The sequence below is a fragment of the Streptomyces sp. adm13(2018) genome (genome assembly GCF_008042145.1).
In the GTDB taxonomy this organism is placed as follows: Bacteria; Actinomycetota; Actinomycetes; order Streptomycetales; family Streptomycetaceae; genus Streptomyces.
Map to the genome: position 1 here is coordinate 334374 of NZ_RDBH01000129.1, position 17344 is coordinate 351717.

Consider the following 17344-nt stretch of genomic DNA (forward strand, 5'->3'; position numbering starts at 1 on the left):
CCCCCCGCGTGGGCCGGGGCACCGTCCCCGGGGGGCCTCGCCGATCAGRCCCGACCGGACCGGGCTCGTACGGCACCCTCTACGGCACGTCACCAGCGACCGGAGCCGCCTGGCCCGCCGGTCCCGCCGATCCCGCCTGGCCAGCCGGTCCCGCCTGCCCCGCCTGAGCCACCGGCTTCACCGGCTTCACCGCCTTCATGGGCTTCACCGCCCTCCCCGGAGTCCGACCGCCCGTCCGCCCGCCCGTCTGCCGGGCCTCCTCCGGCTCCGGCCGGAGTTCGTCCGGGAGGTCGTCCGACGGTTCGCCCAGCGCCGCCAGCGCCTCGCGTGCCCTCGGCGCGAGCAGGGGGGAGAAGTGCGGGTTGACCCGCAGCGCCTCCGCCACGTGCCGCCGGGCCGGGCCGTCGTCCCCGAGGGCCCGTTCGATCTCGCCCCGGTGGTACGCGAAGAGGGCGCTCCGCAGCCCCTCTTCGGTGGCCCGGGTCGCGTACTCCAGCGCCTCCTTCGGCCGGCCCGCCCGGTACAGCGCCCAGCCGAGCGCGTCCGCGACCCGCACCGAACGGTGCCCCCGCGCCCACTCCGTCCGCATCCGCGCGACCGCCTCCGCCGCGCTCCCGTGGTCCGCGTCGAGCAGGGCAAGGGGTACCTCCCCGCCCGCCCACGCGCCGGTCCGCAGCCGCGCGTACAGCGACCGCGCGTCCCCGTCGAGACCCAGCGACTCCGACAGCTCGCCCGCCTCCAGGACGTACTCGGGGAGCGGCAGCCGGGCGAGCGCGGCCCGCCAGTCCCGCAGCGCCTCGTCGGTGCGGCCCAGCGCCGCCAGGGCCCGCGCCCGGCCCGCGAGCGCCGGTCCGTGGTCCCGTACCTGCGCCAGCGCCGCCCCGAACCGGGCGAGCGCCTCCTCCGGCTCGCCCCGCTCCCAGGCCAGGTCCCCGAGCCGGGCCAGCGCCGCCGCCTTGTCCGGGGCCGCCTCCGCGAGCGCCACCGCGGCGAGGCCCGCCGCGTCGGCGTCCTCGCGCCAGCCCCGGTCGCGATAGGTCTGCGCGGCCCGCGTCCGCACCATCGCGCCCGCGTGGAGCCCCTCCAGGGTCTCCATCGCCTTCTGGGCCGCCTTGTAGTCCCCGAGGCCGTTGTACGCGTCCATCAGGACCGGATACACCGGCCAGCCGCGCGGATCGGCCTTCCGGGCCTTCTCGCCCCACTCCCGGGCCGTCCGCCAGTCGCCGCGCGCCCCCGCGAGCGCCCCCATGGCCAGCTGGGCCGCCCTGTTGCCGCGCGCGGCGGGCCGTGCGGCGAGCGAGCGCCGCAGCGCCTGCTCGGCGCGCGGATAGTCCCGCACGTCGCCGAGCCGCGCACCCCGCTCCGTGTACGCCGCGCCGAGCTCCGCCCAGGACGCGTCGTCGTCCGGATGGTCGCGCAGCCACCCCTCCCGGTCGGTGATCAGCGCCGCCAGGTCCGGCAGCGAGGCCTGCGCGCCCGCGTGGGCCGCGATCGTCGCCCGCTCCGCCGGACCCGGCGGGGGCGGCGGCCCCTGGTCGAGGAGCTCGGGGACGTACAGGAGCGCCGTCGCCGCGAGCACCGCGCCCGCGCCGGCCGCCAGGACCGCCCTCGACACGTTCTGCGTCTTCATGGCGCTCACTGTGCTCCCGCCCGCGGCTGTACGAAGAGCACACGAAGCGCCCGCCCCGGCGGGTTCACACCGATGGCCCCGGGTGCCACGCTGGAGACATGGACGATCTTCTGACGCGGCTGCGCGCCGGGCTCCCGGCCGAGGCGCTGCTCACCGATCCGGACGTGACCGCCTCCTACGCGAACGACATGGCGAGCTTCTGCGAGGCCGGCGCGCCCGCCGTCGTGGTGCTCCCGCGGACCGTCGAGCAGGTGCAGCACGTCATGCGCACCGCCACCGCGCTCCGCGTCCCCGTCGTCCCCCAGGGGGCCCGCACGGGCCTCTCCGGCGGCGCCAACGCCTCCGACGGCTGCATCGTGCTCTCCCTGGTGAGGATGGACCGCATCCTGGAGGTCAACCCGGTCGACCGGATCGCCGTCGTCGAACCCGGTGTCGTCAACGCGGTGCTGTCACGGGCCGTCGCCGAACACGGCCTGTACTACCCGCCGGACCCGTCCAGCTGGGAGACGTGCACCATCGGCGGGAACATCGGCACGGCCTCCGGCGGCCTGTGCTGCGTCAAGTACGGGGTGACGGCCGAGTACGTCCTCGGCCTCGATGTCGTGCTCGCCGACGGGCGGCTCCTGACCACCGGCCGCCGCACCGCCAAGGGCGTCGCCGGCTATGACCTGACCAGGCTCTTCGTCGGCTCGGAGGGCAGTCTCGGGATCGTCGTCCGGGCCGTGCTCCAGCTCAGGCCGCAGCCCCCGGCGCAGCTCGCCCTGGCCGCCGAGTTCCCCTCCGCGGCCGCCGCCTGCGCGGCCGTCTGCACGATCATGGAGCGCGGCCACACCCCGTCGCTGCTCGAACTGATGGACCGCACCACCGTCCAGGCCGTCAACCGGATGGCGCGGATGGGGCTGCCCGACACCACCGAGGCGCTGCTGCTGTGCGCCTTCGACACCCCCGACCCGGCCGCGGACCTGGCCGCCGTGGCGGAGCTGTGCGCGGCGGCGGGCGCCACCGAGGTCGTCCCCGCCGCCGACGCCGCCGAGTCCGAACTCCTGCTCCAGGCACGCCGGCTGTCCCTCACGGCCCTGGAGACGATCAAGTCGGCGACGATGATCGACGACGTCTGCGTGCCGCGGACGCGGCTCGCCGAGATGCTCGCCGGCACGGCCGCGGTCGCGGAGAAGTACGACCTCACCATCGGCGTCTGCGCCCACGCGGGCGACGGCAACACCCATCCCGTCGTCTGCTTCGACCACACCGACGAGGACGAGTCCCGGCGCGCGCGGGAGTCCTTCGACGAGATCATGGCGCTCGGGCTCGCGCTCGGCGGCACGATCACCGGCGAGCACGGCGTGGGCGTCCTCAAGAAGGAGTGGCTGGCGCGGGAGCTGGGGCCGGTCGGGCTCGAACTGCAGCGGGGGATCAAGGCCACCTTCGACCCCCTGGGCCTGCTGAACCCCGGAAAGCTCTTCTGAGCCGGGGGACCCGGGTCGACGCGCGGGGGAGGGGGTCACAGGTCGCCGTCCTGGGACTCGTCCGACGGCCACGGGTCCCGCAGCCACAGCTCGTCCGCGATCACGGTGGTCGCCAGGAGTTCGGCGAGGCCGTCGTCGAGGCCGAGCCGCTCCGCCTCGGTGCCCGGCGGCACCGCGTTCAGGGTCCGCTCCAGCCAGGCGGACACCTGCGCGGAGGGGGCTTCGAGCAGGGCGTCCCCGTCGGGGGACGAGAGCGCCATCAGGACGACGCCGCGGCCGTCGACCTTCGTGGGCCAGATCCGCACGTCACCGTGGCCGCACGCGCGGAACACGCCCTCGACCAGGAGTTCGCGCGCGAACGTCCAGTTGACCGGGTGGTCGGTGCCGATGTGGAACGTGATGTGGACGGCGTACGGGTCGTCCGTGCGGTAGGCGAGACGCGCGGGGACGGGCACGGCCCGCTCCGGGGACAGCACCAGCTTCAGCTCCAGCTCGCGCTCGACGGTGGTGTTGTCGGTGTTCTGCATCGCCGTACTCCCTCTCGCTGACCGGCCCCGGTCGGGCCTTCACATGGAGAGAGCGGGCTGCCCGCCGCTCATTACGCGACTTCGGAAAGTTTTTCCCGGAAAGTTTTCCCGGGCGGGAGAATCGGGAGAATGCAGAGCATGCACCGGCCCGAGAATCACCGGGAGTGACCGATTCCGGTACGCGTCCCCCTCGAAGGCGGGCTTTCTCGTGGGCTCTTCGTTCCCTCGGGGGCGTTCTTCGTTACTGTCCTCCTTGGGCGCGGCACGCCCGGCACGCGGCCGCGTGGTTCAAGGGCGTTGTGACTGAACGGAGTCGGGGCAGTGGCTACTCCTCCTGGAGGCGGCGAAGAGGTACCGCAGGCGGGGTACTACCCGGACCCGTCCATTCCCGGGTACATCCGGTTCTGGAACGGAGGCGCCTGGGTCCCCGGTACGAGCAGGCCCGCGCCCACGGACGGTGAGGTTCCGCCGGGCCCGCCCGCCTCGGCGATCCCGGCCGGCCCGATCCTCGCCTCCGGCCCGGCGCCGGCACCGGCCGCGCCCGCGCAGCCGGCCCGGCCCGCACCGGAACCGGCCCGGCAGCAGCCGGAGCGGCACCTGCCACAGCGGTACGAGGAGCCACAGCGGCACCAGGATCCGCAGCCGCATCACGAGCCGCAGCGCCCCGCACAACAGCAGCCGCAGCAACAGCAGTCGCAGCCCCAGCCACACCAGCAGTCCCAGCCCGCGCCCCCCGCCCCCGCCGTGCCCGCGCAGGACCGGGGTCCCGCGCGGGCACGGCGGGGGCGGGGGGCCCCCGGGGCCGTACGGACTCCCGGGCGGTCCGCCGCCCGGGAGTCCGTACGGCCCCGGGGGCGGTTCGCCGTACGGTCCCGGGAGCGGCTCCCCGTACGAGAACGCGCCGCCCCCGCCCCCGTACGGCGGCGGCTACGGCGCCGGGTACGGAGGCACCGATCCGCTCTCCGGGATGCCGCCGCTCGCCGAGTCGGGCAAGCGGATCGCCGCCCGGATCATCGACTGGCTGATCGTCGCGATCCCGCTGGCGATCATCGGCATCCCGTTCAAGATCTACTCGCGGGCGACCGAGGACGGCAGCGACTTCGGCGACACGATCAACAGCCTCAACGGAGGCAGTCAGCTGGTCTTCCAGCTGATCACGATCGTCGCGTTCGTCGCCTACGACACGGTGATGGTGGCGAAGAACGGCCAGACGCTCGGCAAGAAGTGGCTGAAGCTGCGGGTCGCGATGCTGAACGACGGCTCGACGCCCCCGATGAGCCAGTCCCTGCTGCGCGCGGTCGTCCTGTGGCTGCCCGCCCTGGTCTGCTGCGCCTGCCTGTGGCCGCTGCTCCTGCTGATCCTGATCCTGGTCGACAAGCCCTACAAGCAGGGTCTGCACGACAAGGCCGCCAAGACGGTGGTGGTCTCCGTCCCGCGGTAGCCGAACGGGCCACCGGCGCGCGGGGGGAGGTGTCAGGAACCGGTCCGGGTGTCGACCCCCGCGCCCACGCGCGCGGTCGGGACCCGGGCCTCCTCGCGCGCGGCGGGTGCGGGAGTCCGCGCGGCGGTCTTGACGCCGGTCGTCCGCGGGGGCATCGTCACCGCCACGAGCAGTCCGAGCAGCAGGCCCGCGAGGCAGACCACCGAGATCCCGAGCGTGGACGTCGTACCGGAGAGCAGCAGCAGGGCGACGGTCGCGAGGACGACGGTGGCCGAACCGTAGGTGAGTTGCGCGGCGTTCGGACGCTGCATGACACGTACCGCCCTCTCAGGACAACGGTTCGACTCTAAGTCCGTGGATGCCCGGGCGGAACCGAAGTAAGCGTGACCTCACCCACCATGAGGGTGCACGGGGTGCACGGGGGGCGCACGGAGTCACGGGGCGCATGATTTTTCCGGCAGGACACCCGTGGATCGTCCGATAATCGGAAATCAGCTCCCGCATAGTGCAGTTGGTATGTGCAAGTCAAGATCTGTCTTTTCTTGCGTACCTCCGGTCGAATGTCGTCACTTGTGACGCGCGACCCGCCGAGCGGACACCCCACCTTCGGTCCGTAGTGCGGGCGCCGGGGAGGACATATCAAGTGACCAACAGACGACGGGCGATCAGAACGTCCGCAGTTGTTGTGGCGCTCGCGGCCACCGCCGCCACCGCCTCGACCTTCACACCCGCATGGGCCGACAACCACGGCAGCGTGACGCCGGCCGATGTCCGTCACGACCCGGCGCCCGGCGCCGGGATCGACAAGACGGCGGTCGACCACGACCTCGAGGGTCCCTTCAGCGAGCAGCAGGAGCAGCAGCGCAAGGCTGCCCTGGAGCAGGTGCTGAGCGGCGAGTCGAAGGTGGAGCGGCGCAACGGCTCCCAGGTCGTCAAGCTCGACAACAAGAAGTACGTCGAGCTGGGCCGCGAGAAGACCGACAAGATCTTCACGATCCTGGTCGAGTTCGGCGACAAGGTGGACAACACCACCCTCGTCGACCGCGCGGACGACGACACGACTGAGCCGAAGCCGAAGTACGGCGGCACGCCCGGCCCCCTGCACAACAAGATAGCCAAGCCGGACCGTGCGCACGACAACTCCACGGACTGGAAGGCCGACTACAACCAGAAGCACTTCCAGGACCTGTACTTCGGCACCGGCAAGGACGCCAAGGGCCAGGACAAGCAGTCGCTGAAGACCTACTACGAGAAGACCTCGTCCGGCCGCTACTCGGTCGACGGCAACGTCTCCGACTGGGTCAAGGTCGAGTACAACGAGGCCCGTTACGGCTCGAACTACTGCGGCAACAGCAACTGCTCCAACGTCTGGGACGCGGTCCGCGACGGCGTCACCGCCTTCGTCGCCGACCAGAAGGCCAAGGGCCGCACCGACGCCCAGATCAAGGCCGACATGGCCCAGTACGACCTCTGGGACCGGTACGACTTCGACGGCGACGGCAACTTCAACGAGCCCGACGGGTACATCGACCACTTCCAGATCGTCCACGCGGGCGAGGACGAGTCGGCGGGCGGCGGCGCCCAGGGCGGCGACGCCCTGTGGGCCCACCGCTGGTACGCCTACGGCACCAACGCGGGCAAGACCGGCCCGGCGAACAACAAGGCCGGCGGCACGCAGATCGGCGACTCCGGCATCTGGGTCGGCGACTACACGATGCAGCCCGAGAACGGCGGCCTCGGCGTCTTCGCGCACGAGTACGGCCACGACCTCGGTCTGCCGGACCTGTACGACACCTCCGGCGCCGCCGGCGCCGAGAACTCGACCGGCTTCTGGTCGCTCATGTCCTCCGGTTCCTGGCTCGGCCGCGGCAAGGACGCCATCGGCGACCTGCCCGGCGACATGAACGCCTGGGACAAGCTGCAGCTCGGCTGGCTGAACTACACCAAGGTCGCCAACGAGGCCCGCAAGTGGAACTCCACCCACAAGCTGGGCGTCGCCGAGTACAACACGAAGAACCCGCAGGCGCTCGTCGTCGAGCTGCCGAAGAAGGCCGTCACCACCGACGTCGTCGCGCCCGCCGAGGGCGCCTCGCAGTGGTGGAGCAACATGGGTGACGACCTCAAGAACACCCTGACCCGCTCCGTCGACCTGACGGGCAAGAAGTCCGCCTCCCTGAAGCTCAAGGGCTGGTACGACATCGAGCTCGACTACGACTACCTCTACACCGAGGTGTCGACCGACGGCGGCGCCAGCTGGACGGCCCTGGACGGCACCGCCGACGGCAAGCCGCTCCCGCGCGACGCCAGCGGCGCCCCGGCGCTGACCGACGTCTCGGGCACCCACAAGGAGCTCGTCTACGGCCTCGACGCCTACGCGGGCAAGAAGTTCGACCTCCGCTTCCGCTACCAGACGGACGGCGGCGCCGGCGGCAAGGGCTTCACGGCCGACGCCATCACGCTGACCGCCGACGGTGCGACCGTCTTCGCCGACGGCGCCGAGAACGGCGACAACGGCTGGACGGCCAAGGGCTTCTCGCGGGTCGGCAAGGGCTTCACGAAGGAGTACGAGCAGTACTACATCGCGGAGAACCGCCAGTACGTCTCGTACGACGCCACCCTCAAGGTCGGCCCGTACAACTTCGGGTTCACCGGTGACAAGGCGAGCTGGGTCGAGCACTACCCGTACCAGAACGGCCTGCTCATCTGGAAGTGGGACCTCTCCCAGAAGGACAACAACACCGCGGTCCACCCGGGCCAGGGCCTGATCCTTCCGGTCGACTCCCACCCGACCCCGCTGAAGTGGAAGGACGGCACCCTGATGCGCAACCGCGTCCAGGCGTACGACTCCACCTTCGGCACCTACAAGACCGACGGCATGCTGCTCCACAAGGCCGACGTCGCGTCCTTCGTCCCGTCGCTGCCGGGCAACCCGGTCTTCGACGACCGCAAGGGCACGTACTGGTTCAAGGAGACGGCGCGCGCCGGTGTCCAGGTAACTGACACCAACACCAAGATCCAGGTCGTCAAGGAGCCGAAGAACGGCGAGACGATCACGGTCCGCGTGGGTCCGTCCACGAAGTAATCGGTAAAATCGCAGGTCAAAGCATGATCGGCCGTCGCCCCTCTAGCGGGCGGCGGCCGATCGTGTTTAGGTGCGTCTGACGCATCAGACCGATGTTCTTATTGACAGTCGATCCACGGGGGAGTGGTTACGCATGCCCAACGGAGGGTTCTGCAAGTTGCCGGGAGGCAGTGTGGTCGTCGCGATAGGGCTGCCCAGCCCGGCCCGCGACGGCGCCAGCGTCCGCTTCCTGGTGCACGCCGCGAACCGTGCCCGCGCCCTGACCCGGCTGCGGAACCTGGGGCTGCGCGCGGTCTACCTCCGGGGCAACAGCGAGCCGCCCACGCCGGACGAGATCACGGCCGTCCTGCACCACCCCGACGGCCTGCTCTGGAGATCCGCGCCGGGCGCCGCCCAGGAGCTCTGGCACCCCGTACGGACCCTCCCCAGGGAGCCGGCCGCCTGAGGGGCCCGCGAGGGGAGGCTCAGGCCACCACGGGCTTGCCGGTCAGCTCCACGCCCGCCGCCCGCAGCTCCTCCAGGGCCCGGTCCGTCGTCTCCTTCGCGACGCCGGCCGTCAGATCGAGCAGCACATGGGTGCGGAAGCCCTCGCGGGCCGCGTCCAGGGCCGTCGCCCGCACGCAGTGGTCGGTGGCGATGCCCACCACGTCGACCTCGGTGACCTCCCGCTCGCGGAGCCACTCCGCGAGCCTGAGTCCGTTCTCGTCGTGGCCCTCGAAGCCGCTGTACGCCGCGTCGTACGCGCCCTTGTCGAAGACGGCGTCGATCGCCCCGCTGGCGACGGCCGGCGCGAAGTTCGGGTGGAAGCCGACGCCCTCCGTGCCGGCCACGCAGTGCACCGGCCAGGAGGTGACGTAGTCCGGCTCCTCGCCCTCCGCCGCGAAGTGCGCCCCCGGGTCGACGTGGTGGTCGCGGGTGGCGACCACGTGCCGGTAGGAGGTGCCCGCCGTCTGGCCGACCAGGTCGGTGATGGCGGCGGCGACGTCCGCGCCGCCGCCCACCGCGAGGCTGCCGCCCTCGCAGAAGTCGTTCTGAACGTCCACAACGATCAATGCGCGGTGCATGGCGGGTGTCCTTAGCGCGTCGGGGAGGGGTGGGTCCGAGCCTAGAGAATCGGCCCGCCCACCGGGAGGGGGCGGGTCCGTCCGCGTGGCCCCGCGGGTCCGGCCCTACAGGTACTCGGTGGGCAGCACGGGCTCGCCCCGGGACAGCTGCATCGCCGACATGGGCAGCCCGCCGCGGGCCGCGATGTGCCGGGCCCTCGCGGCCTCCAGCGGCTCCCTGGCCACCACGTCGCCGCCCTTGACCAGCTCGACCAGGAGCTGGTGGTCGGCGAGCTCCGGCGGGACCGGGCCGGTGCCCAGGACCTCCGCCTCGGCGATCCCGTACGCGTCGGGGCGGCGCGCCGCCCACTTGCGCCCGCCGACCGAGGCCTTGCCGCCGAGCGACTTCTTGGCGACCGGGGTGAGCGGCGCCCGAAGGTCGGCCGAGGTGGCGCGGGCGACCAGCTTGTAGACCATGGAGCAGGTCGGGTGGCCGCTGCCGGTGACCAGCTGGGTGCCGACCCCGTACGCGTCGACCGGGGCCGCCGCGAGGGAGGCGATGGCGTACTCGTCGAGGTCCGAGGTGACGACGATCTTCGTGTCGCGGGCGCCCAGCTCGTCGAGCTGCTGGCGGACCCGGTGGGCGACGAGCAGCAGGTCGCCGGAGTCGATCCTGACGGCCCCGAGCTCGGGTCCCGCCACCTCGACCGCGGTGCGGACGGCCTCGGCCACGTCGTAGGTGTCGACGAGCAGGGTCGTGCCGCGGCCGAGGCTCTCGACCTGGGCGCGGAAGGCGTCCCGCTCGCTGTCGTGCAGGAGCGTGAAGGCGTGGGCGGAGGTGCCGACGGTCGGGATGCCGTAGCGGAAGCCGGCGGCGAGGTCCGAGGTGGAGTCGAAGCCGCCGACGTAGGCGGCGCGGGAGGCGGCGACGGCGGCCAGCTCGTGGGTGCGCCGGGCGCCCATCTCGATCAGCCGGCGCCCGGCGGCCGCGGCCGACATGCGGGAGGCGGCGGCGGCGATGGCCGAGTCGTGGTTGAGGATGGAGAGGATCACCGTCTCTAGGAGCACGCACTCGGCGAAGGAGCCCTCGACGCGCAGGACGGGCGAGCCGGGGAAGTACACCTCGCCCTCGGGGTAGCCCCAGATGTCGCCGGTGAAGCGGTAACGGGCGAGCCACTCCAGGGTCGGCTCGTCGACGATGCCGCGCTCGCGCAGGAAGCCCAGGACGGCCGGGTCGAACCGGAAGTTCTCGACGGCGTCGAGCACCCGGCCGACCCCGGCGAGGACGCCGTAGCGCCGGCCCTCCGGCAGTCGCCGGGTGAAGACCTCGAAGACGGACCGCCGGTCGGCGGTGCCGCCCCGCAGGGCCGCCTGGAGCATGGTCAGTTCGTACTGGTCGGTGAAGAGCGCGGTAGACGGCACGTCCACCGGCAGCCCAAGGTCCGCAGCGTTCATGTCAGCGATGCTAGCGCAGAAATCGTCAGAGTGACGAATAGGGGTGCGGGCGCGTGGCGGGCGGGTGACCCGTTTGTGCGACGGGCCCTCCGGGGTGGCAGCATGGGGTGAGTGAGCGTCGCGCCTATTGAGATCGAACGTACGGAATCGGCCGAGGAGGTCTCCGCGGTCGTCGAGCCGGACGTGCCCTGGGTGACCCTCGTGCACAACGATCCGGTCAACCTGATGAGCTATGTGTCGTACGTCTTCCAGTCGTACTTCGGCTACTCCAAGGACAAGGCGCACAAACTGATGCTCGACGTGCACCACAAGGGACGCGCGGTCGTGTCCAGCGGTACCCGCGAGGAGATGGAGCGCGACGTGCAGGCCATGCACGGCTACGGCCTCTGGGCGACCCTCTCCCAGGACCGCTTCTGATGGCCGGGCACTTCGAGACCCTGCCCGGCGGCGGCGCGGCCGTCGCCCTCGACGACGTCGAGATCTCCATCCTCCGCTCCCTCGCCGTCCAGCTCATGGAGCTGATCGGACCGGGCGAGGAGCCCGCCGAGGGCGCCGACCCGCTGGCCGCCCTCTTCGCCGAGGGTCCCAGCAAGCCGCCGTCAGACCCCGCCCTCAAGCGTCTCTTCCCCGACGCGTACGGGAACGACAGCGAGGAGCTGCGGGCCGCCGCCTCCGACTTCCGCCGCTTCACGGAGAACGACCTGCGGGCCCGCAAGCGCGAGGACGCCCTCGTGGTCGTCCGCGCCCTCGACGCGCTCTCCGCCGGCGCGGCCGGCGAGGGCGGCGCCGTCCTGAAGCTGACCCCGGACGAGTCCCGTGCCTGGCTCGGCGCGCTCAACGACCTCCGGCTGACCATCGGCACCCGCCTGGAGGTCAGCGACGACGAGGGCGAGCAGCTGTACCGGCTGCCGGACTCCGACCCGCGCAAGCCGATGGTGATGGCGTACCTCTGGCTGGGGGCGCTCCAGGAGTCCCTCGTCGAGACCCTGATGTCCTGACGGCACCTCCCCGGACACCCCTTCATCAGAGGGTGTTCGCTCAGCGGACGCTCAAATCCGGATAACGAATGCGTTATCAGAGCGTCCGCTTTGGCGTCTTGCGCCCTCTTCATCCGCCACATTCTGTGGCGTGCGCCACACGCCACTCCCTCGATCACGCCGGACCGCGTGATAAATCTTCACGACCGCTCGGGGACGCCACCCCTGTTCCCGAGGGCGCTTCGTCCGGCTGACCGCCGGTGGCACTCCATCCACATCCGGGGGGATCAGGATCTGATCCGCGGCAGACGCACTCGCAGTCGCGCGGATCAGCATGGAGAAAGGCGCACCACCATGACCTCTGTGCAGGTCGACAAGCAGCACGACGGCACCGACGGGGCCGTGGACGGCGGCGAGGGCTACCAGCGTGGCCTCGGCGCCCGGCAGATCCAGATGATCGCGATCGGCGGTGCCATCGGCACCGGCCTCTTCCTCGGCGCCGGCAAGGCCATCGCCAAGGCGGGCCCCAGCCTGATCCTCGCGTACGCCATCGCGGGCCTGGTCATCTTCTTCATCATGCGCGCCCTCGGCGAGCTCCTCATGTACCGCCCCGTGTCCGGCTCCTTCGCGGAGTACGCACGCGAGTTCGTCGGCCCGTTCTGGGGCTTCGTGACCGGCTGGACGTACTGGCTCTTCTGGGTCGTCACCGGCATCACCGAAGTCACCGCCGCGGCCACCTATATGACGTACTGGTGGGACATCCCGCAGTGGATCTCCGCGCTGGTCTTCACCGTGATCCTCTACGGCGCCAACCTGATCTCCGTGAAGCTCTTCGGTGAGCTGGAGTTCTGGTTCTCCATGGTCAAGGTCACCGCCATCATCGGCATGATCCTGATCTGCGCCGGCATCCTCACCGTCGGCTTCTCCGACGCCGGGGACACCGCCTCCGTGACCCACCTGTGGGACCAGGGCGGCTTCTTCCCCACCGGTGTCGGCAACACGCTGATGACCCTCCAGATCGTCATGTTCGCGTTCCTCGCGGTCGAGCTGGTCGGCGTCACCGCCGGCGAGTCCAAGGACCCGAAGACCGTCCTGCCCAAGGCCATCAACACCGTGCCGTGGCGCATCGCCGTCTTCTACGTCGGCGCGCTGATCATGATCCTGTCGGTCGTCCCGTGGACCGAGTTCCAGCCGGGCGTCTCCCCGTTCGTCGCCGCCTTCGAGAAGATGGGCCTCGGCGTCGGCGCCGCCATCGTCAACTTCGTGGTGCTGACCGCGGCCCTCTCCTCCTGCAACTCGGGCATGTACTCCACCGGCCGCATGCTGCGCGACCTCGCGCTGAACGGCCAGGGCCCCAAGGTCTTCACGAAGCTCACCAAGAGCGGCACCCCGCTGCTCGGCCTGACCTTCTCGGCCTCGCTCATGCTGGTCGGCGTCTGGATCAACTACGTCGCCCCGGGCAAGGCCTTCGAGTACGTCGTCTCCTTCGCCACCATCTCCGGCATGTGGGCCTGGATCATGATCCTGGTCTGCCAGATCCGCTACCGCGCCAAGGCCAACCGCGGCGAGCTCCCCGAGTCCACCTTCAAGGCCCCGGGGGCCCCGTACACCAGCTGGTTCGCGCTCCTCTTCATCGGCATGGTCATCGTCATGATGGGCATCGACGAGGGCGCCCGCGTCTCCCTGTACGCGGCCCCGGTCTGGGGTCTCATCCTGGGCGTCTCCTACCTGGTCCTGAAGTCCCGCAACCCCGAGGGCGCCGCCTTCGCCAAGCGGTCCTGACCGGACCCCGCGGGCGGTCGCCCCGGGCCGTCCCCAAGCGGCCCTGACCTCGACCGTCTCGGCATACGGGCCGTTCCGTACCACTCCCCGGTACGGAACGGCCCGTCGGCTTATCCTGTCGGCATGCTGACCATCACCCGGGCCCTGTACGACCAGATCGTGGAACACTCCCGCGCGGACCACCCCGACGAGGCCTGCGGCGTGGTCGCGGGACCGGTCGGCACCGGCCGCCCCGAGCGGTTCATCCCGATGCTCAACGCCGCCCGCTCGCCCACGTTCTACGAGTTCGACTCCGCGGACCTGCTCAAGCTCTACCGCGAGATGGACGACCGGGACGAGGAGCCCGTCATCGTCTACCACTCGCACACCGCGACCGAGGCCTACCCGTCCCGCACGGACATCTCGTACGCCAACGAGCCGCACGCCCACTACGTCCTCGTCTCCACCGCCGACAGCGACGGCGCCGGACCCTTCCAGTTCCGCTCCTTCACCATCGTCGAGGGCGTCGTGACCGAGGAGGAGGTCGAGGTCGTCGAGGCGTACGCCGCCTGAGACACTGACCGGGACCTACGGGCGGCAGGACCCAGGAAGCCGGTGCGAATCCGGCACGGTCCCGCCACTGTGACCGCCTCCCCCGGGGAGGCGGAAGCCAGGAACTGACCTGCCGCCTTCTCACCACCGAACGGGGACGTGGAAATCCCCGGAGGAGGCACGTTCCGCCATGTCCAGGCCCCGCCGCACCCTGCTGCCCGCCGCCCTCCTGCTCCCGCTGCTCGCCGCCTGCTCGGCCCCCGCGGCACAGGCCCCCGACGCCGCGACCGCGTCCGGATTCCCGTACACCGTCTCCAACTGCGGTGTGAAGACGACCTTCACGGCGCCGCCGAAGCGCGCGGTCACCATGAACCAGCACGTCACCGAGGTCATGCTCGCCCTCGGCCTGGAGAAGTCGCTCGTCGGCACCGCCTACCTCGACGACACGGTCCTCCCCGCCTACAAGAAGGCGTACGACTCCGTCCCCGTCCTCGCCGGGGAGTACCCCTCCAAGGAGGCGCTGCTCGCCGCCAACCCCGACTTCGTCTACGGCGGCTACTCCTCCGCCTTCGCGAGCAAGGACGGCCGCAGCCGCGACGACCTCAAGCGCGCGGGCATCGCCACTCGCCTCAACACCGAGTACTGCCCCTCCGGTTCGCCCTCCGTGGACGACCTCTACCGCGAAGTCGAGGAGGTCGGGCGGACGTTCGGTGTCCCCGACCGGGCCGCGACCTGGGTCCGCGAGGCACGGACCACCGTCGCCGCCACCGAGAAGCGGCTCAAGGGCACCGAGCCCGTCTCCGTCTTCGTCTACGACAGCGGCGACAAGACCGCGTTCACCGCCGGCGGCAAGGGCATCGGCAACGAGCTCATCACCCGCGCCGGCGGCCGGAACGTCTTCGCCGACCTCGACAAGGCCTTCGGCGACGCCACCTGGGAGCAGGTCGTCGCCCGCAAGCCCGAGGTCGTCGTCATCTACGACTACGGCTCCACCACGGTCGAGCAGAAGAAGAAGCGACTCCTCGACGACCCGGCCCTCAAGGACGTCCCCGCGATCAGGAACCGCCGGTTCGCCGTGATGCCGCTCTCCGACACCGTCCTCGGCGTCCGCGTCCCCACAGCCGTCGACAAGCTGGCGGCCCAGCTCCACCCGGCCCGATGAGCGCGGGGCCCGCCCGCGCGGCGAGCACACCGGACGACCCGCCGCAGCCCCGGCCGCGGACCCCGGCCCCCACCGAGCCACCGGACGCCCCCGCCGGGGGGCCGGCTCGCCCCACAGGGCCCGCTGCGGCGGCTCGCCCCGCAGCGACCGCGGAGCCGACCGGTCCCGCCGTCGTGCCCGCCGGTCCCGCCGGTCTTGCCGCCGTGCCCGCCGCCGCGCCCGGTGATCTCGCCGTCGTGCCCGCCCGTCCCGCCGGTCTTGCCGCCGTGCCCGTCGTGCCCGCCGGTCCCGCCGCGCCCGGTGATCCCGCCGCCGTGGCGGCCGGGCCCCGCTCGTCAGCCGAGCCCGGGCTGCCCGGGACCGCACGCCTCGGGCCGGCCCGATCCGCCGGCCCCGGCGCGCCCGGGAAGACCGCGACCGGTGGCCGCATGCGCTACGCCGTCGTCGTCGCCGGGCTCCTCCTCGCCCTGGGCGTCGCCGCCATCGCCTCGCTCGCCCTCGGGTCCGTCCACATCCCGCCCGGGCAGGTCCTCGACGTCCTCACCGGGCGCGCCGCCGACCCCTCCCCGTACCGGACGATCATCCTCGACGTCCGGCTGCCCCGGGTCCTGCTCGGCGTGGTCGTCGGCGCCGGGCTCGCCGTCGTCGGGGCCGTCCTCCAGGCCCTGGTCCGCAACCGGCTCGCCGACCCGTTCCTCCTCGGCATCTCCTCCGGCGCCTCCGCCGGCGCCGTCCTCGTCCTGGTCCTCGGCGTCGCCGGCGGCGTCACCACCACCCTCGCCCTGCCCGCCGGCGCCTTCGCCGGCGCCCTGCTCTCCCTCGTCCTCGTCTACGGGCTCGCCCGCCGCGGCGGCACCCTGACCGGCGCCCGGCTCGTCCTCGCCGGAGTCGCCGTCTCCTACATCCTGTCCGCCCTCGCCACCCTGCTGCTCGTCGTCGCCGGCCGCCCCGAGCAGTTTCAGGAGGCCCTGTACTGGTCCCTCGGCGGCCTCGGCAGCGCCCGCTGGGACACCCTCGTCCTGCCCGCCGCCGTCCTCGCCGTCGGCGTGGCCGTCCTCCTCACCCTCGCCCGCCCGCTCGACCTGCTCCTCGTCGGCGAGGAGGGCGCCACCGTCCTCGGCCTGGACACCGCCCGCTTCCGCGCCGCCGTCTTCGTCCTCGCCTCCCTCGTCACCGCCGTCATGGTGGCCGCCAGCGGAGCCGTCGGCTTCGTCGGCCTGATGGCCCCCCACGCGGCCCGGCTCGCCGTCGGCGCCCCGCACCGCCGCCTCCTCCCGGTCGCCGCGCTCGGCGGCTCGCTCGCCCTGGTCCTCGCCGACCTCGGCGCCCGGACCGTCGCCGCCCCCCAGGACGTCCCGGTCGGCATCCTCACCGCCCTCACCGGCGGCCCGTTCTTCCTCTGGCTGATGCGCCGGCGCCCGGAAGGAGCACCGCTGTGACCGAACTGCGCCTGGAGGGCCTCTCGTACGAGCAGCGGCTCCGCTCCGTCGACCTCACCGTCCGCCCCGGCGAGACCGTCGGCCTCATCGGCCCCAACGGCAGCGGCAAGACCACCCTCCTGCGCTGCGTCTACGGCACCCTCGTCCCCACCGCCGGCCGCGCCCTCCTCGACGGCGCCGACCTGCACGCCCTCGGCCCCAAGGCCCGCGCCCGCCGGGTCGCGACCGTCCCCCAGGACAGCGCCCTGGAGTTCGAGCTCACCGTCGGCGAACTCGTGGCCCTCGGCCGCTCCCCGCACAAGCGGTTCTGGGAGGGCGACACCGGCGCCGACCGGGAGCGCGCCGACGCGGCCCTGGCCCGCGTCGGCCTCGCGGAGCTCGCCGACCGCCCCTACCCCGCCCTCTCCGGCGGCGAACGGCAACGCGCCCTCGTCGCCCGCGCCCTCGTCCAGGACCCCGCCCTCCTCGTCCTCGACGAGCCCACCAACCACCTGGACATCCGCCACCAGCTCGACGTCCTGGCCCTCGTCCGTACCCTGGGCACCACGAACCTGCTCGCGCTGCACGACCTCAACCTCGCGGGGGCGTACTGCGACCGGATCTACGTCCTGGAGGGCGGACGGCTCGTCACCGGCGGCACCCCGGCCGAGGTCCTCACACCGGCCCTCCTGGAGGCCGTCTACGGGGTGGACACCGAGGTCATCCCGCATCCGAGGACCGGGAACCCCACCGTCCTCTTCCAGCCCGGTCCGCCAGGCGGTCGGCGAACATCCACCATGTGAGATCACATTCCGAAACCCGGACCGGGA

At 72.1% G+C, this 17344-nt stretch carries 16 protein-coding genes, 1 pseudogene and 1 riboswitch; of the genes and pseudogenes, 12 read left to right on the forward strand and 5 right to left on the reverse strand.

The annotated features are described in order from the left end of the window. Window positions 1-79: 79 nt before the first annotated feature. A complete protein-coding gene (locus EAO70_RS18125; protein ID WP_148003974.1) occupies window positions 80-1630 on the reverse strand; it encodes a tetratricopeptide repeat protein in 1551 nt (516 codons plus the stop codon). Window positions 1631-1728: 98 nt separating this feature from the next. Between EAO70_RS18125 and EAO70_RS18130 the strand changes: the two genes are divergently transcribed. After that, window positions 1729-3096: an FAD-binding oxidoreductase gene (locus EAO70_RS18130; protein WP_148003975.1), complete on the forward strand. Its 1368-nt coding sequence runs from the start codon at window positions 1729-1731 to the stop codon at window positions 3094-3096. 35 nt (window positions 3097-3131) lie between these two features. Here EAO70_RS18130 and EAO70_RS18135 read toward each other — a convergent pair whose 3' ends face one another. Continuing rightward, entirely contained in the window at window positions 3132-3623 is a 492-nt protein-coding gene (locus EAO70_RS18135) for an SsgA family sporulation/cell division regulator (RefSeq protein ID WP_148003976.1), read from the reverse strand. 321 nt (window positions 3624-3944) lie between these two features. Here EAO70_RS18135 and EAO70_RS39315 point away from each other — a divergent pair. Further along, a pseudogene (locus EAO70_RS39315) lies at window positions 3945-4064 on the forward strand (DUF2510 domain-containing protein); the annotation flags it as partial. 205 nt (window positions 4065-4269) lie between these two features. Beyond that, the gene (locus tag EAO70_RS18145) at window positions 4270-5064 is read left to right on the forward strand and encodes an RDD family protein (protein ID WP_148005211.1); all 795 of its coding nucleotides are present in this window, start codon (window positions 4270-4272) and stop codon (window positions 5062-5064) included. 32 nt (window positions 5065-5096) lie between these two features. Here EAO70_RS18145 and EAO70_RS18150 read toward each other — a convergent pair whose 3' ends face one another. Further along, entirely contained in the window at window positions 5097-5375 is a 279-nt protein-coding gene (locus EAO70_RS18150) for a hypothetical protein (RefSeq protein WP_148003977.1), read from the reverse strand. 332 nt (window positions 5376-5707) lie between these two features. Here EAO70_RS18150 and EAO70_RS18155 point away from each other — a divergent pair, with 332 nt between their 5' ends. Then, complete coding sequence (locus tag EAO70_RS18155) at window positions 5708-8146, forward strand: immune inhibitor A domain-containing protein (RefSeq protein WP_148003978.1); 2439 nt, start codon at window positions 5708-5710, stop codon at window positions 8144-8146. Between the two features lie 133 nt (window positions 8147-8279). Further along, window positions 8280-8591 (forward strand): hypothetical protein, encoded by a 312-nt coding sequence (locus EAO70_RS18160; RefSeq protein ID WP_073913420.1) that lies wholly within the window; start codon window positions 8280-8282, stop codon window positions 8589-8591. 19 nt (window positions 8592-8610) lie between these two features. Here the strand turns inward: EAO70_RS18160 and EAO70_RS18165 are convergent, their stop codons facing one another. Continuing rightward, window positions 8611-9210 carry a nicotinamidase gene (locus EAO70_RS18165; protein WP_148003979.1) on the reverse strand — a complete coding sequence of 200 codons (600 nt, stop codon included), beginning with the start codon at window positions 9208-9210 and terminating at the stop codon, window positions 8611-8613. A 105-nt stretch (window positions 9211-9315) separates the two neighbouring features. Further along, a complete protein-coding gene (locus EAO70_RS18170) occupies window positions 9316-10644 on the reverse strand; it encodes a nicotinate phosphoribosyltransferase (RefSeq protein ID WP_148003980.1) in 1329 nt (442 codons plus the stop codon). Window positions 10645-10755: 111 nt separating this feature from the next. Here EAO70_RS18170 and clpS point away from each other — a divergent pair, with 111 nt between their 5' ends. From clpS to EAO70_RS18205, 7 genes are all read left to right on the forward strand, one after another. Continuing rightward, window positions 10756-11061, forward strand: coding sequence for an ATP-dependent Clp protease adapter ClpS (gene clpS, locus EAO70_RS18175; RefSeq protein WP_148003981.1), 306 nt, complete (start codon window positions 10756-10758; stop codon window positions 11059-11061). Further along, complete coding sequence (locus EAO70_RS18180; RefSeq protein ID WP_148003982.1) at window positions 11061-11642, forward strand: DUF2017 domain-containing protein; 582 nt, start codon at window positions 11061-11063, stop codon at window positions 11640-11642. The genes clpS and EAO70_RS18180 overlap by 1 nt, the downstream gene beginning before the upstream one ends. A gap of 333 nt (window positions 11643-11975) precedes the next feature. Continuing rightward, entirely contained in the window at window positions 11976-13403 is a 1428-nt protein-coding gene (locus tag EAO70_RS18185) for an amino acid permease (RefSeq protein WP_148003983.1), read from the forward strand. A 123-nt stretch (window positions 13404-13526) separates the two neighbouring features. Beyond that, window positions 13527-13955, forward strand: coding sequence for a Mov34/MPN/PAD-1 family protein (locus EAO70_RS18190; RefSeq protein ID WP_148003984.1), 429 nt, complete (start codon window positions 13527-13529; stop codon window positions 13953-13955). Further along, a riboswitch (cobalamin riboswitch) is annotated at window positions 13949-14083 on the forward strand. (Overlaps the previous gene by 7 nt.) Before the next feature lie 41 nt (window positions 14084-14124). Next, on the forward strand, window positions 14125-15096 hold the full coding sequence (locus EAO70_RS18195) for an ABC transporter substrate-binding protein (RefSeq protein ID WP_148003985.1): 972 nt from the start codon (window positions 14125-14127) through the stop codon (window positions 15094-15096). A 428-nt stretch (window positions 15097-15524) separates the two neighbouring features. After that, entirely contained in the window at window positions 15525-16535 is a 1011-nt protein-coding gene (locus EAO70_RS18200; RefSeq protein WP_148005212.1) for a FecCD family ABC transporter permease, read from the forward strand. Continuing rightward, window positions 16532-17317 carry an ABC transporter ATP-binding protein gene (locus EAO70_RS18205; RefSeq protein ID WP_148003986.1) on the forward strand — a complete coding sequence of 262 codons (786 nt, stop codon included), beginning with the start codon at window positions 16532-16534 and terminating at the stop codon, window positions 17315-17317. The genes EAO70_RS18200 and EAO70_RS18205 overlap by 4 nt, the downstream gene beginning before the upstream one ends. The last annotated feature ends 27 nt before the right edge of the window (window positions 17318-17344 follow it).

Excerpts from the sequence above, each read along its gene's own strand:
- EAO70_RS18125 (WP_148003974.1), bottom strand. The coding sequence starts at position 1,630 with ATGAAGACGCAGAACGTGTCGAGGGCGGTCCTGGCGGCCGGCGCGGGC.
- EAO70_RS18130 (WP_148003975.1), top strand. The coding sequence starts at position 1,729 with ATGGACGATCTTCTGACGCGGCTGCGCGCCGGGCTCCCGGCCGAGGCG.
- EAO70_RS18135 (WP_148003976.1), bottom strand. The coding sequence starts at position 3,623 with ATGCAGAACACCGACAACACCACCGTCGAGCGCGAGCTGGAGCTGAAG.
- EAO70_RS18150 (WP_148003977.1), bottom strand. The coding sequence starts at position 5,375 with ATGCAGCGTCCGAACGCCGCGCAACTCACCTACGGTTCGGCCACCGTC.
- EAO70_RS18160 (WP_073913420.1), top strand. The coding sequence starts at position 8,280 with ATGCCCAACGGAGGGTTCTGCAAGTTGCCGGGAGGCAGTGTGGTCGTC.
- EAO70_RS18165 (WP_148003979.1), bottom strand. The coding sequence starts at position 9,210 with ATGCACCGCGCATTGATCGTTGTGGACGTTCAGAACGACTTCTGCGAG.
- EAO70_RS18170 (WP_148003980.1), bottom strand. The coding sequence starts at position 10,644 with ATGAACGCTGCGGACCTTGGGCTGCCGGTGGACGTGCCGTCTACCGCG.
- EAO70_RS18180 (WP_148003982.1), top strand. The coding sequence starts at position 11,061 with ATGGCCGGGCACTTCGAGACCCTGCCCGGCGGCGGCGCGGCCGTCGCC.
- EAO70_RS18185 (WP_148003983.1), top strand. The coding sequence starts at position 11,976 with ATGACCTCTGTGCAGGTCGACAAGCAGCACGACGGCACCGACGGGGCC.
- EAO70_RS18190 (WP_148003984.1), top strand. The coding sequence starts at position 13,527 with ATGCTGACCATCACCCGGGCCCTGTACGACCAGATCGTGGAACACTCC.
- EAO70_RS18195 (WP_148003985.1), top strand. The coding sequence starts at position 14,125 with ATGTCCAGGCCCCGCCGCACCCTGCTGCCCGCCGCCCTCCTGCTCCCG.
- EAO70_RS18200 (WP_148005212.1), top strand. The coding sequence starts at position 15,525 with ATGCGCTACGCCGTCGTCGTCGCCGGGCTCCTCCTCGCCCTGGGCGTC.